Here is a 13404-nt window from a genome sequence, read left to right as displayed (position 1 = left end):
GGGCTGGGCCATGTACCGCTTCACGGTGGCCGACGACGGCATCGGCATGTCGCCGGAGTTTTTGGAGCGGATCTTCCTGCCCTTTGAGCGGGAGGACACCTCCATGACCAATCAGGTCAGCGGCGTGGGTCTGGGCATGGCCATTACCAAGAACATGGTGCAGCTCATGGGCGGTCAGATTGACGTGGAGAGCGTCCAGGGGAAAGGCTCCACCTTTACGGTGGTGCTCCCCTGTCAGATGACGGAGGAGCGGAAGGAGGAGGAGCCGGCGCGGACCGACTGCGACCTCACCGGGCGGCATTTCCTGCTGGCGGAGGACAACCTGCTGAACATGGAGATCGCCACCGAGCTGCTGGAGATGGAGGGAGCCCGGGTGACCACCGCCCAGAACGGGCAGGAGGCGGTGGAGGTGTTCCAGCGGGAGGCGCCGGGCACCTTTGACGCGATTTTGATGGACATACAGATGCCGGTGCTGGACGGCTACGGGGCGTCCCGGGCCATCCGGTCCCTGGACCGTGCCGACGCCGGTCAGATCCCCATTGTGGCCATGACGGCCAACGCCTTTGCCGACGACGTGATCGCCGCCCGGGAGGCTGGGATGAACGGCCATGTGGCCAAGCCGGTGGACATGAGCCGGGTGAAGGCCACGCTGGCGCCGCTGCTCAAGTGAGAAAAGGAGGGAAGGAACCGTGCGGCTGCTGTTGGCGGAGGACGAACGGGAGCTGGCCAACGCCTTGTCGGCCATTTTGACCCACCACAGCTTTTCGGTGGACGTGGTGTACAACGGGACCGACGCCTATGACTACGGCTCGGCGGAGAATTACGCGGGGATTCTGTTGGATGTGATGATGCCCGGCATGAGCGGCATTGAGGTGGCGCGGCGGCTGCGGGCCGACGGGGTGAGCACGCCGGTGCTGATGCTGACGGCCAAGTCGGAGTCGGAGGACATCGTAACGGGGCTGGACAGCGGTGCGGACGACTACCTGACCAAGCCCTTTGAGATGTCGGTGCTGCTGGCCCGGGTGCGGGCGCTGGTACGGCGCTCGGCGGGGGTGACGGCGCCCATCCTGACCTGCGGGGACCTGGAGCTGGACCCGGCCACGTTGATGCTCCGCTGCGGGAGCCAGTCGGTCCGGCTGGGCAACAAGGAGTATCAGATGCTGGAAATGCTGCTGCGCCGGCCGGGGGCGGTCATCTCCACCCAGACCTTTTTTGAGCACATCTGGGGCTATGATGCCGAGGCGGACATCGGGGTGGTCTGGGTGGCGGTATCCGCGCTGCGCAAGAAGCTCTCCGCCATGGGGAGCCAGGTAAAATTAAAGGTAAACCGGGGCGCCGGCTACTATTTGGAGCGCCAGACCCCGTGAAAGGAGCACAGGATGGATCTGACCAGAGCCAGCCGGTGTTTGAGCCGCATTCTGCGGCACGCGCCGGAGAGCGTGGGCATTTCCCTGGACCGGCACGGCTGGGCGGAGGTGGACGCCCTGCTGGCGGGGATGGCGGCCCACACCCGCTATCCGCTGGACCGGGCCACGCTGGAGGAGATTGTACGCACCGACGAGAAGGGACGCTATGCCTTTGACCAGGACCACAGCCATATCCGGGCCAACCAGGGGCACTCCATCCCGGTGGACGTGGAGCTGGAGGAGTGTCTGCCGCCGGAGGCGCTGTGGCACGGCACGGGGAAGAAGTACGAGCGATCCATTGACGCCTCGGGCCTGCTGCCCAAGGGGCGGCTGTACGTCCATCTGTCTCTCGACCGGGAGACGGCCATGGCGGTGGGGGCCCGGCATGGCGCGCCGGTGCTCTACCGGGTAAAGAGCGGGCAGATGGCCCGGGACGGGCTGAAATTCTACCGCAGCGTCAACAAGGTATGGCTGACCAAGGTGGTCCCCACAGCCTATCTGGAGAAAGAAAGCACGTAGGGGCGGCCCTTGTGGCCGCCTGCGTCTATGCAAGTGTGTGCCCGCAATTCCATATAAAACGCCGCAAGGCCAGGACGTCTCATGGTCCTGGCCTTGCTGATTACTGGGTCACGGTGATGATGCGCACCTGTCCGCCCTGGGCGGTCGTGCGGTCAAAATAGAGGGTAAAGCTGCTGCCGTAGGCTTTGGCCTTTTCCAGCGTGGTCCACTGTTCGGTGTCGCTGTTGTATACCTGGACCTGGTCGCTGATGGGGTACTCCACCCCGTTGATGTTCACCGACGTCAGGCCGTTGAAGTCGTCCCGGACGATGCCGGTGGCCTTGGCCAGGGTGACCATACCGGCCAGCTTTCCGCTGGCGCTGCCGGAAATACCGATGGCGGCGTCGTCCTTGATGGAGGCGGCGGTGAGATAGGCGCTGCTGGTGCCCGCGCTGTTGCGCACGGATACGGTGCCGTTGGAGTAGACAAAGCCGCTGACGCCGACGGAGACCTGGGTGCCGGTGACGGCAAAGCCGTAGGTATAGCAGCTGCCGGTGACGGCGTCCAGCACCAGGAGGTCGATCTGTCCGGCGTCATTGCAGTGGGCGTAGCTGATGTCGCTGGCGGAAACGGTACCGGACAGGTCGGAGAGGGAGATCTGCACGGCGTAGCCGGAGCCGGCCCACTCGTAGCAGGTGACGGAGGGGGCCAGGGGGTATTCGCCCATGACGCCCTCGGTCAGGTCCAGCCGGGCGGGCGTCACGCCGCCGGAGAGGGCCTTGACGGCGAAGGAACCCACGCCGTCGGACAGGACCTTCACCACCGACCCGGCCAGGGTGTCCGCTCCGTCGAATTCACCGGAGAGGGTGAGTCCGCTGCTGAGGGTGACGGACCGACCGTCGGCGGCCATCAGGCCGATCATCTCGGCCTGCAGTTCGGAGGGGGAGAGGGCCATGGCCACCTGTCCGCCGTCGGTGAGGAGGAGGGTGACCTGGTCGCCGCCGGAAAAACCGGCAAAGCTCTCCCGGGCGCAGGGGAGGACCGGCAGGGTAAGACCGGCGATGGTCACCGAGGTGGGGGCGCCGGCGCTGGGGTAGAGGTCCTCCAGATAGCCGGTAAGGCGGCAGTCGCTGGCGATGAGGGTACGGGAGGCGGCGTCATAGGTGACCACGTCCCAGGCGGCCAGGTCGGCGCACTGGGCGGAAGCGCCGTTTTTGGTCAGGGACCAGCCGGAATCCCCCAGGCCGAAGGAGGCCCCCAGGGTAGCGGCGGTGGGGGAGGCGGAGAGCACCACGGCCTCGCTGTCGGAGGCGGAGGGCAGATAGACGGCGGAGATATCGCCGGCGGTGTTGTAGTAGAGAATGGCGGAGCCGCCGGCCTTCACGTTGGCAAAGCCGGTCTCCCACTGGTAGACGGAGCCCTGCCAGACCAGAGCGGCGGAGGCTGGGACCGAGTAGCCGGCGCCGTCCTTGCCGGTGATGCCGGCGGCGGTGACGGCGGCGATGGAGACGGTACGGCTTGCGCTGCCGTCGGGCAGGAAGCCGGTGACATCGCCGCTCTGGTCCAGGAGGAGCGTGCCGCTCTGTCCGCTCAGCTCATCGGGCAGGGGGTTTTTCTGGTCATAGTAGAGGATCTTACCGTTGGAGAGGACCTGAACGGCGCCGGTCCGTCCGTCGTCGGCGGTGGCGGACACCGAGAGGAGGATCACATCCTCCACCGCCTGCTGGGCGGTGGTGAGGGCGTAGGTCTGTCCCTCCTTGGTGTCGCACTGAAGGGCGCGGTAGAGGAGGAGGGCGGCCTCCCCCCGGTTGACGGCGTCGCCGCCGGTGAGATCCAGACCGTCGTTCAGCCCCAGGTCGTCGGCAAAGGCCAGGTAGTCGGCGGGCCAGAAGGGCCCGATGTCGGCGGAGGTATAGCCAAGCAGGCGCAGGAGGATGGTGACCACCTGGTCGAAGGTGACGGCGTCGGCGGGGCCGAAGGAGCCGTTGCCGTAGCCGTTGACGATGCCCTGGTCGTAGGCCAGGTTGACGTATCCGGCGGCCCAGTGGGAGGCGGGCACGTCATTGAAGAGGGTGCGGTGTCCGGCGGCGGAGACCTGACCGGAGAGGCCCATGGCCAGGACGGCCAGCTTGGCAAATTCCGCCCGGGTGAGGGAGGCGTCGGGATGGTAGTTCCCGTCGTCGTAGCCGCTGACGATGCCCATGCCCTCCAGCACCGAGACGGCCAGGGACGTGTCCGGGTCGGTCACGTCGGAGAAGGCGGCGGCGGGCTGTACGGCGCCGGCCGTTGTCAGCGCGGCGGCCAGCAGGAGGGCGAGGGCCCTGTGTCTGTTGTTCATGAAAAATCACCTCGTTAATCTGCCCGCAGGGCGTCCACCGGCTGGAGGCCGGAGGCCTTGACCGCGGGGTATAGTCCGAAAATCACCCCGATGGCGATGGAAAACAGGAAGGAGCCCGCCACATAGATCCCGTCGGGGGTGACGGTCAGGTCGTAGAGTATTTTTCCCAGGATGAGGGACCCGGCGTAGCCCACGGCGATGCCGATGACGCCCCCCAGTCCGCTGAGGATGGCAGCCTCCAGGAGGAACTGGGAGATGATCTCCCGGCGGGGCGCGCCGATGGCCTTTTTGATGCCCACCTCCCGGGTGCGCTCGGTAACGGTGACCAGCATGATATTCATAATGCCGATGCCGCCCACCAGCAGGGCGATGCCCGCGATGCCGCCCAGCACGGCGGAGAGGGAGGTGGTCTCGCCCTCGGCGGAGATCTCGCTGTTGCCGTCGGTGAGGGTATAGGTGCCGGTGGTGTCCTCGTCCACCAGGGTGGGGAGGTAGCGCTCCAGGGCGGACATGACCGGGTCCACGTCGCCGGAGGTGTTCATCTTAAAGACGATGGAGGTGACGGCGCTGGTGCCCAGCACCGAGCGGTTGCAGGTATAGGGGAGGACGATCATATCGTCCATGGAATCCTCCTCGCCGCCGTCCTTTTGGTAGTAAGTGCCCACCACGGTGTAGGGGTCGCCGTTGAGGTAGAGGGTCTCGCCCAGGGGACTGACCAGGCCGAAGAGGGTTTTTGCGGTGTAGGAGCCGATGACGCACACGGGGTTGCGGTTTTCCATGTCAAAGGCGGTGAGGTCCCGGCCGGTCTCCAGGGTGTAGTTATAGCAGGCGGAGAACTGGTCGCCGGCCAGGTAGATGGTGGCGGAGTCCTCCGAGGCGGCGCGGAATTTGAGGGTGCCGGAGGTGGTATAGAGGGGGGTGACGCCGGTGACGTAGTCCCCCAGTTCGCCGTTGCCGTAATCGTAGAGGGTCTGGGAGAGGTCTGGGGCGCCGTCGGACTGGTAGAAGGAGAAGTCGACGGTGATTTTGTTGACCCCCATTTTTTCATAATAGGCCATCAGATTCTGGTTGTAGCCCGACACCATGGCCACCAGGATCAGGACGGCGCACACGCCGATGATAATGCCGATCATGGTGAGGAAGGAACGGCTTTTCTTTTCCAGGATGGAGTCCAGGGCCATTTGGAGGGCGATCATACCGCCACCTCCCCCGGCGCGGTGGTCAGGCCGATGCGCCGGGCGGCCTCGGACACCTGGGTGTCGGGACCGTCCCGGCCGGTGTCGTGGATGATGTGGCCGTCCCGCAGGCGGATCACCCGCCGGGCCCGGGCGGCGATGGTGTTGTCGTGGGTGATGAGGATGACGGTGGTACCGCTCCGATTGAGCTCTCGCAGGAGGGCCAGCACCTGTTCGCCGGTCTTGGAGTCCAGGGCGCCGGTGGGCTCGTCGGCCATGAGGATGGGGGAGCGGGTGGCGATGGCCCGGGCGATGGCCACCCGCTGCTGCTGTCCGCCGGAGAGCTGGAGGGGTCGGCTGTCGGCCTTTTGGAGGATCTCCACCTGTTCCAGGGCCTCCATGGCCCGCCGGTAGCGCTCCCCGGCGGGGACGTGCTGATAGGTGAGGGGAAGGGCCACGTTCTGCCACACCGAGAGGGAGGGGATCAGGTTGTAGCCCTGAAAGACGAAGCCGATGCGGCGGGAGCGGATGGCGGAGAGTTCCTTTTCGCTTCTCTCCCGGATGGAGATGCCGTCCAGCAGGTATTCGCCGGCGGTGGGCACATCCAGGCAGCCCAGAATGTTCATCATGGTGGACTTGCCCGAGCCGGAGGTGCCGATCACGGCCACGAACTCGCCGTCATGGATGGAGAGGCTCACGCCGTCCAGGGCGCGGACCTCGTTTTCCATGCCCTCGTTGTAGATTTTATAGACGTTTTGAATGTCGATCAGGCTCATGCCGCGCCTCCTCAGCCCATGCCGCCGGGGCGTCCGCCGCCGCCCATGTTGGACATGCCGCCGCCGCCCATATTGGGCATATTGCCGCCGCCCATGTCAGGCAGGTTGCCCATGTCGGGCATACCGCCGGGGAAGCCGCTTTCCTCATCGCCGCCCGAGATATCGGAAGCGCCGTTGTCCTCCGGCGCGGCCTGCTGGTAGCCCAAAAAGACGGTCAGACCCTCCTGGTCCAGGCCGGAGAGGATGTGGACCTGGGCGGCGTCATAGCTGCCCAGCTCCACCGCCACGGCGTAGAAGCCGTCTGGGATGTCCACGCCGTCCTCCTCGGGGAAGGTAACGGCGTCGGCGGTGGGTTCGCCCTGGACAAAGACATAGGTCTCGTCCTGAATGGTCTGGATGGCGTCGATGGGGCAGAGGATGCCCTCCTCGTCGTCCTGACCGCCCAAGGCGATGTACCAGGAGACGTAGACGCCGGCGGAGAGGGCCCCGCCGCTCTCCACGGTGACGGTGGCGGGGAAGGTGGCCACGCCGGAGGAGGCGGTGGCCTCCAGGCCCAGCTCGGTGACGGTGCCGGTGTAGGACTGGTTCTGCTCGCTGCCCTCCCGCACCACGGTGACCTCCATCCCCTCGGAGACCTGGTCAATGTACAGCTCGTCGATGGAGATGGAGAGGGACATGGTGTCCAGGCTGTAAATGGAGACGGCCGTCTGGCTCTGGGGGTAGGTCCGCCCCTCCTGGATGTTCACCGACATGACGGTGCCGGCCAGCTCGGCGTAGACGGCGTAGTCGCTCCGGTCCTCCTCGGCCTCGGCGATGCGCTCCTGGAGGTCGGCAATGTGCTCCTGGGCGGTGGCGCTCTGCTTCTGGAGGTTCTCCATCTGGTCGGTGTAGGCGTCGTCGCCGATGACAAAGAGGGTCTGACCGGCGGAGACCTTCTGATAATCCTGGGCGTTGACGTAGACGAGGGTGCCGGAGCCCTGGGCGGTGAGGGTGGCGGAGTCGGAGTAGGTGAGGGTGCTGTCGCCGACGGGGTAGAGGGTGGAGCCGTCGGCGGCGGTGAGGGTGGCGGCGGCGGTCTGGCCGTCGGCCAGGGAGCCGGGGTTTTCCACCGAGATGGTGACGGCGAAGCAGCGGGTGCCCTGGGCGGTCACATAATCCACCTTGTCGATGGCGGTGACGGTGCCGGAGAGGCTGAGCATCTGGTCGGCCAGGCTGACGGTGGCGGCCATACCCAGGCTGATCTGATCCTCGTAAAGGTAGCTGAAATAGGTCTTGAGGACCATGGTGTCGTCGTCGTAGATGTGGGCCAGCACGTCGCCGGCCTTAACCTCGTCGCCGCTTTTGACGGTCACGTCGTAGAGGTGGCCGGACAGCCCGGCGGTGATGGTGAGGGCGTCCATATCCTCCTGCAAGTCGGCCAGCTGCTGGGCGCAGTCGTCCACCGTCTCCTGGTAGGACTCGATCTGCTCCTGGTAGCCGTCGATTTCCTCGTCGATGACCGTGTCGTCCTGGGTGTAGAGGAGGTCGCCCACCTGCACAGTGTCGCCCGCCGAGACGTTGACGGTGAGCACCTCAGCCTCGGCCATGACGGTATAGGTGTCGCTCTCGCCGGGCATGGTGGTGGCGCTGCCCGAGAGGGTGGTGGAGAGGGTGCCGTAGCTGGTGGTGCCGGTACGGATTACCAGCTCCTCCTCGGCGAAAAGGCGGGTGAGGCCGTAGGCGGCGCCGGAGCCCGCCAGTGCCAGGATCACCACCGCCACGATGATTTTTTTCAGATGTTTTTTCATGCGAAGGGGTTTCTTTTTGGCCTTTGGCGGCTTGGCAGCGCCGGCGACAGGCCCGTCGGCCGGCAGGGAGGGGGCGGAAGGATTGGATTGGGACATAGGACTTCCTCCTTATCAAAGTCGGTGAGCCTTACTATAACAGAGCAACCTAAGCTGAACCTTTGGCGGCGCAAAAAAAGTGCCCGCCCCAATTGGGACAGGCACTGGCGGTTCGTTGCTTCCGGAAGGGCGGAGGACGGACACCGGCCGCCCGCGTTACCCCTGCAAAACCGGCGGGCGACCACAAGGGTCGCCCCTACACAGTGTGGGCGTGGTGTGCAGTTTCTGCCCCAGGTCACAGCAAAAGGGTAAAGACCACCTGCGCCCCGTCCGTTCCCGCCTGATTGGCGGCGGAGAGGCGGCCCTTGTGGCGCTGGGCGATTTCCCGGGCAATGGCCAGGCCCAGGCCGTAGCCGCCGGTCTGGCTGGAGCGGGAGTCGTCGCAGCGGTAGAAGCGGTCGAAGAGGTGGGCCAGCTGCTGGTGGGAGAAGGGCTGTTCCACGGAGTTGGACACCCGCATCAGGAGCCTGCGGCCGTGCTTTACCAGGGAGAGGGAGATGGTCCCCCCCTTGGGGCTGTATTTGACGGCGTTGTCCAGCAGGATGGAGAGGAGCTCCCGGAGCCTGGCCTCGTCCCCCTGGAGGCGGAGGCCGGACTGGACGCGGCTGGTAAAGCGCCGTCCGCCGCTCTGGGCCAGGACGGAGAAGTCGGCGGCCATTTCCTCGGTGAGGGCGCTCAGGTCCACCTCGGACCATTTGGTTCCGCTGTCCTCCTCCAGCCGGGCCAGGCGGAGCATCTCCTGAATGAGGCGGCTCATCCGCCTGGTCTGGTGCTGGATGCTGTCCACCCACTGATTTTCGTCGTAGGTCAGGCGGAGGACGTCGGCGTTGGCGTTGATGATGGCAAGGGGGGTTTTCAGCTCGTGACCGGCGTTGGTGATGAACTGCTTCTGGCGCTGAAAACTCTCCACGATGGGGCGGACGGCCCGTCCGCTGATGAGGGCGGAGAGGGCAAAGACGGCCAGCAGCACCAGGGGATAGAGGATGAGGGTGACCAGCAGGAGGGAGCGGGCCATCTGCATCTCCCGGGAGCAGTCCAGAAAGACCACCAGGACGCCGTTCTCCTGTGGGGTGAGGAGGTAGCGGTATTGGTCCATCCGGCCCTGGGTCAGACCCTGCCGGTAGACTTCCTGGGCGTATTCCCCGGCCTGCTGGGCGTTGATGGCGGCCACATGCTCGGCCATGACCAGGACGGGCGTGCCGCTGTCGTCCAGCCAGACGGAGAAATAGCGCAGCTGATAGCGGGTCTCGGGGGTCCAAAAGGGGAGCTCCGGCTGTACCCAGTTCTGCTGGGGCGGCAGGGTCTGAAAGGAGCCGTTGTTCTGGCTCAGGTAGGAGAGGGTCCGCATAGCCTCGGCGCGCTGGTTCCACAGGTTGAAGAGGTTGAGTCCCACGCACAGCACCAGCATGACCACGCCCATGGCCAGGGTGGCCAGGAGGACAAAGCGCCGCCGGAGTCTTTTTTCCATATCCATAGGCAAATTCCCTTCTGTTTTTTTTGATGCTAACAGGGTAAGCGCAAAAAAAGGCGCTGTCAAGGGAAATTTCTCCGGCATAGGGCGGGAGGAAGGGGCATAGCCTCCCACCGGGAGGGATGCGTATGGAACAGCGGCGGGAGGAAACGGCCCGGCTGACGGAGGCGGTTTTGCAGGCGGCCAACGACTGGCTGTACCGGCGGGGGGAGATCTCGCGGGAGCTGTACGAGGCCGCCGGCCGTGTGAGAGGGGAGGAGCGCCATGGATCTGTATGACGCGCGGTGTGCCATCAACGGCGGGAGGAGCATTTTTGAGCTGCCCATGCGGGTGACCTATTACGCCCGGGTGTCCACCGAGAAGGACGCCCAGCTCCACTCCCTGTCGGCCCAGGTGGACTATTACCGGGACCTGATTGGGCGGTGTCCGGTCTGGACTGGGGTGGAGGGCTATGTGGACGAGGGCATCAGCGGCACCAGCGCGGGCAAGCGGGAGCAGTTTCTGCGGATGATCGACGACGCGAAGGCGGGCCGGTTTGACTTCATCCTCACCAAGGAGATCTCCCGGTTTTCCCGCAGCACCCTGGACTCCATCCGGTATACCCAGGAGCTGCTGGCCAGCGGCGTGGGGGTCTACTTTCAGTCGGACAACATCAACACCCTGCTGCCCGACGCGGAGCTGCGGCTGACCATCATGGCCAGCATTGCCCAGGACGAGGTGCGCAAGATCTCCGAGCGGGTGAAGTTCGGCTGCAAGCGGGCCATTGAAAAGGGGGTGGTGCTGGGCAACAGCCGCATCTGGGGCTATGAAAAGGCGGGAGGCCGGCTGGTGGTACGGGCGGAGGAGGCGGAGATGGTGCGTCTCATCTTTGACTGGTACGCAAACCGGGGCATGGGCATCCGGGCCATTGCGCGTCGGCTGTGGGAGGAAGGATGGCGCAGCGCGGGGGGGAAGGAGCTCTCCTTCAGCACCATCCGTGGGATTCTGACCAATCCCAAGTACAAGGGGTACTACTGCGGGGGGAAGAGCAGCAAATACGACTACCGGCGGACGGCCCGCAAGCAGCTGCCCCCGGAAGCGTGGACCCTTTACAGGGACGAGGAACGGGTGCCGGCCATCGTGTCGGAGGCGCTGTGGGACAAGGCCCAGGCGGTGCTGCAACGCCGGACGGGGTCCCAGCGCCGCGCCGGGCGGTATGCGTACAGCGGCAAGCTCTTTTGCGCCGTCCACGGCACGCCCTATTACCGGGCCTTTTACCGTACCCCCGACGGCGGCCGGGAGGTGTGGCAGTGCCAGCGGTACGCCCGCGCCGGGAAAAAGGGCTGTGAAGTGCCTATGGTTTACAGCTATGAGCTGGACGAGCTGTGCCGGCAGCTGCTCCTGGCGCTGCTGCCCGACGGCGGGGCGCTGGGTGGGGCGCTGCTGGGGCGCTACGAGCGGCGGCGGGAGGGGGAAAAGGAGGCCCGGTGCCGGGCGGCTCTGGCGGAGGTGGCGCGGCGGAAGGACAAGCTGCTGGATCTGAGCGTGGCGGGCCTCATTTCGGACGGGGAATTTTTCACCCGCAACCAGGGCTTTAACCGGGAGCTGGAGGCGCTGGAGGCCCAGCTGGCCCGGTTGGAGGAGGACCCCGTGCCCGACCGGACCGGGCTTGGGGCTGCGGTGGAGCGGGCGCTGGCCTTTCCGGAGGGGCTGCCGCCGGAGGTGGCGGACGCCCTGCTGGAGCGGGTGGAGGTCTGTCCCAGGGCGGAGGAGGCCATCCGGCTGGAGATGGGGGTCCGTCCTCTGGAAGGAGGGGTGGTGGGCCATATCCTCCGCCGGCGGGGCAAAGCTTCGCTTTGCAGCGTGCAATACATATGATACGGGCCGATATCGAGACGGAGGTCTCCCCCATCGTGGGCAACGAGAAGCAGAGCGAGGAGATGATCCACTATCTGCTCCAGGAGTTCGAGGGGGACACCAAGGCCATCTGGCAGTCCAACATTTTCGGTAAATCCTTCCACGAGCTGGTGAGCGAGGACCTGAACGCCAAGCTCAAGCGGATGCCGGACGACGCCCGTGCCAAGCTCCAGGAGACCCTGCAGCGCATCATCAACGAGGGGTCCGGCGGGCTGATCTGCATCATTCTCTGAGGGCCGGTCTTTACGGCGCGTCGAACGTGTGTTAGAATAAGGAGCATCAGAACAACGGGCACAAAGGAGGAGGACGGCATGGACTACCGGCCATTGGCGGACGAGATCCGGCCCACCACGCTGGAGGAGGTGGTGGGCCAGCGGCACATTTTGGGGGAAAACGGCCTGCTGCGCCGCATCATCGAAGGGGGGACCATCCCCAATCTGATTTTTTACGGTCCCTCGGGCACCGGCAAGACCACCGTGGCCAACATCATCGCCAGGCGGACCAACCGGCCCCTGCACCGGCTCAACGCCACCACCGCCTCCATTTCCGACATCAAGGACATCATGGCGGGCATAGGCACCCTGCTGGCCCCCGACGGGGTGCTGCTCTATCTGGATGAGATCCAGTATTTCAACAAAAAGCAGCAGCAGTCCCTGCTGGAGTTCATGGAGAACGGGAAGATCACCCTCATTGCCTCCACCACGGAGAACCCCTATTTTTATGTCTATAACGCGGTGCTCTCCCGGTCCACCGTCTTTGAATTCAAGCCGCTGACGGCGGAGGACGTGGAACCGGCGGTGCGCCGGGGGCTGGACTGCCTCTCCCGCCGGACGGGAGAGGCGGCCCTCTGGGAGGAGGGGGTGGTGTCCCACATTGCCGCGGCCTGCGGCGGCGACGTGCGCAAGGCCATGAACGCCCTGGAGCTTCTGTGGAGCGGGGCCCGCCGGACGGCGGAGGGGCGGCGCATCACCCTGGAGGACGCGAAGCTGGCGGCCCAGCGGTCGGCCATGCGGTACGACCGGGAGGGGGACGACCACTACGACATTTTGTCGGCCTTGCAGAAGTCCATCCGGGGTTCCGATCCGGACGCGGCCCTGCACTATCTGGCCCGGCTGCTGGTGGCGGGGGATCTGGTGTCGGCCTGCCGGCGGATCATGGTCACCGCCTGCGAGGACGTGGGGCTGGCCTATCCCCAGGCCATTTCCATCGTGAAAGCCTGTGTGGACGCGGCCAATATGGTGGGTCTGCCGGAGGCCCGCATCCCGCTGGCAGACGCGGTGATTCTGCTGGCCACGGCGCCCAAGTCCAACGCCGGCGAGGCGGCCATTGACGCGGCCATGGCCGACGTGAAGGCGGGGCGGACCGGCGATTATCCCCGGCACCTGCAAAATAAGCACGCCGACTCGGCGGGGCAGGAGCGGGAGCAGGGGTATCTGTATCCCCATAACTTCCCCCACCACTGGGTGAAGCAGCAGTATCTGCCCGACGCCCTGGTGGGCCGGACATACTATCACTACGGGGAAAACAAGACCGAGCAGGCGGCAAAGCGCTATTGGGAGGAGATCAAAGATAAGAGATAAAAGATAGGGGAAATGCCTGCTTTCCGTATCAATCCGTAGGGGCGGCCTTTATGGCCGCCCGCGTTCTCTCTGCAAAGCCGGCGGGCGAGAATGGGTAGCATGTTTTTCCCGCCGTTTGCGCAAAAATGAGACATCCCCGGCAGCGTGAGATGCTGCCGGGGATGTCAGCTTATGGAAAAAGTCTGTTGTCTCCGATTAAAATGCAAGCATCCTGCGGGAAGGATGCAAATTGCCGCAGAATCGTTTTTCGATTCCCAACGGGAACGGCCCTGCGCGGGCGGCGCCAGGCCCTTTTCCCGAAAAGGGCCTGGACCAAAAGGGGCAGAAGGGGGGATACCCCCCTTCTGCACTTCCCCCAGGCGCCACAGCGTTAAGAAAATG

At 65.3% G+C, this 13404-nt stretch carries 11 protein-coding genes and 1 pseudogene; 7 read left to right on the top strand and 5 right to left on the bottom strand.

Annotated elements, in window-relative coordinates; all coding sequences use genetic code 11:
* The 3 genes from H7U37_RS13025 to H7U37_RS13015 all read left to right on the top strand — a co-directional run.
* Window positions 1–670, top strand: a 670-nt coding sequence (locus H7U37_RS13025) for a response regulator (protein WP_204876338.1), incomplete at its 5' end; no start/stop codon positions are given.
* Between the two features lie 19 nt (window positions 671–689).
* A complete protein-coding gene (locus H7U37_RS13020) occupies window positions 690–1367 on the top strand; it encodes a response regulator (RefSeq protein ID WP_204876337.1) in 678 nt (225 codons plus the stop codon).
* 12 nt (window positions 1368–1379) lie between these two features.
* The gene (locus tag H7U37_RS13015) at window positions 1380–1925 is read left to right on the top strand and encodes an RNA 2'-phosphotransferase (RefSeq protein WP_204876336.1); all 546 of its coding nucleotides are present in this window, start codon (window positions 1380–1382) and stop codon (window positions 1923–1925) included.
* Between the two features lie 100 nt (window positions 1926–2025).
* Here H7U37_RS13015 and H7U37_RS13010 read toward each other — a convergent pair whose 3' ends face one another.
* The 5 genes from H7U37_RS13010 to H7U37_RS12990 form a co-directional block, all read right to left on the bottom strand.
* Window positions 2026–4242 (bottom strand): S-layer homology domain-containing protein, encoded by a 2217-nt coding sequence (locus tag H7U37_RS13010; RefSeq protein WP_204876335.1) that lies wholly within the window; start codon window positions 4240–4242, stop codon window positions 2026–2028.
* A gap of 14 nt (window positions 4243–4256) precedes the next feature.
* On the bottom strand, window positions 4257–5438 hold the full coding sequence (locus H7U37_RS13005; protein ID WP_204876334.1) for an ABC transporter permease: 1182 nt from the start codon (window positions 5436–5438) through the stop codon (window positions 4257–4259).
* On the bottom strand, window positions 5435–6193 hold the full coding sequence (locus H7U37_RS13000) for an ABC transporter ATP-binding protein (protein ID WP_204876333.1): 759 nt from the start codon (window positions 6191–6193) through the stop codon (window positions 5435–5437). The genes H7U37_RS13005 and H7U37_RS13000 overlap by 4 nt, the downstream gene beginning before the upstream one ends.
* Window positions 6194–6204: 11 nt before the next feature.
* Complete coding sequence (locus H7U37_RS12995) at window positions 6205–8076, bottom strand: efflux RND transporter periplasmic adaptor subunit (protein ID WP_204876332.1); 1872 nt, start codon at window positions 8074–8076, stop codon at window positions 6205–6207.
* 235 nt (window positions 8077–8311) lie between these two features.
* The gene (locus H7U37_RS12990) at window positions 8312–9544 is read right to left on the bottom strand and encodes a sensor histidine kinase (protein WP_204876331.1); all 1233 of its coding nucleotides are present in this window, start codon (window positions 9542–9544) and stop codon (window positions 8312–8314) included.
* Between the two features lie 131 nt (window positions 9545–9675).
* On the opposite strand from H7U37_RS12990, the gene H7U37_RS12985 reads away from it, so the two are divergent.
* From H7U37_RS12985 to H7U37_RS12970, 4 genes and pseudogenes are all read left to right on the top strand, one after another.
* A complete protein-coding gene (locus H7U37_RS12985) occupies window positions 9676–9825 on the top strand; it encodes a hypothetical protein (protein ID WP_204876329.1) in 150 nt (49 codons plus the stop codon).
* Window positions 9812–11404 (top strand): recombinase family protein, encoded by a 1593-nt coding sequence (locus H7U37_RS12980; RefSeq protein WP_204876328.1) that lies wholly within the window; start codon window positions 9812–9814, stop codon window positions 11402–11404. The genes H7U37_RS12985 and H7U37_RS12980 overlap by 14 nt, the downstream gene beginning before the upstream one ends.
* Window positions 11392–11676, top strand: a pseudogene (locus tag H7U37_RS12975) (sporulation stage IV protein A); the annotation flags it as partial. The gene H7U37_RS12980 and the pseudogene H7U37_RS12975, both read left to right, overlap by 13 nt.
* 78 nt (window positions 11677–11754) lie before the next feature.
* Window positions 11755–13023 (top strand): replication-associated recombination protein A, encoded by a 1269-nt coding sequence (locus H7U37_RS12970; RefSeq protein WP_204876326.1) that lies wholly within the window; start codon window positions 11755–11757, stop codon window positions 13021–13023.
* Window positions 13024–13404: the final 381 nt, after the last annotated feature.

The organism is Pseudoflavonifractor phocaeensis, from assembly GCF_016901735.1.
Classification (GTDB): Bacteria; Bacillota; Clostridia; order Oscillospirales; family Oscillospiraceae; genus Pseudoflavonifractor_A.
The sequence above is the reverse complement of the archived record's forward strand: the minus strand, read 5'-3'. Positions and strand labels throughout refer to the sequence as shown.

What these genes read in the sequence shown, in the direction of transcription:
- H7U37_RS13015 (WP_204876336.1), top strand. Translation starts at nt 1,380, where the DNA reads ATGGATCTGACCAGAGCCAGCCGGTGTTTGAGCCGCATTCTGCGGCAC.
- H7U37_RS13010 (WP_204876335.1), bottom strand. Translation starts at nt 4,242, where the DNA reads ATGAACAACAGACACAGGGCCCTCGCCCTCCTGCTGGCCGCCGCGCTG.
- H7U37_RS13005 (WP_204876334.1), bottom strand. Translation starts at nt 5,438, where the DNA reads ATGATCGCCCTCCAAATGGCCCTGGACTCCATCCTGGAAAAGAAAAGC.
- H7U37_RS13000 (WP_204876333.1), bottom strand. Translation starts at nt 6,193, where the DNA reads ATGAGCCTGATCGACATTCAAAACGTCTATAAAATCTACAACGAGGGC.
- H7U37_RS12995 (WP_204876332.1), bottom strand. Translation starts at nt 8,076, where the DNA reads ATGTCCCAATCCAATCCTTCCGCCCCCTCCCTGCCGGCCGACGGGCCT.
- H7U37_RS12990 (WP_204876331.1), bottom strand. Translation starts at nt 9,544, where the DNA reads ATGGAAAAAAGACTCCGGCGGCGCTTTGTCCTCCTGGCCACCCTGGCC.
- H7U37_RS12985 (WP_204876329.1), top strand. Translation starts at nt 9,676, where the DNA reads ATGGAACAGCGGCGGGAGGAAACGGCCCGGCTGACGGAGGCGGTTTTG.
- H7U37_RS12980 (WP_204876328.1), top strand. Translation starts at nt 9,812, where the DNA reads ATGGATCTGTATGACGCGCGGTGTGCCATCAACGGCGGGAGGAGCATT.
- H7U37_RS12970 (WP_204876326.1), top strand. Translation starts at nt 11,755, where the DNA reads ATGGACTACCGGCCATTGGCGGACGAGATCCGGCCCACCACGCTGGAG.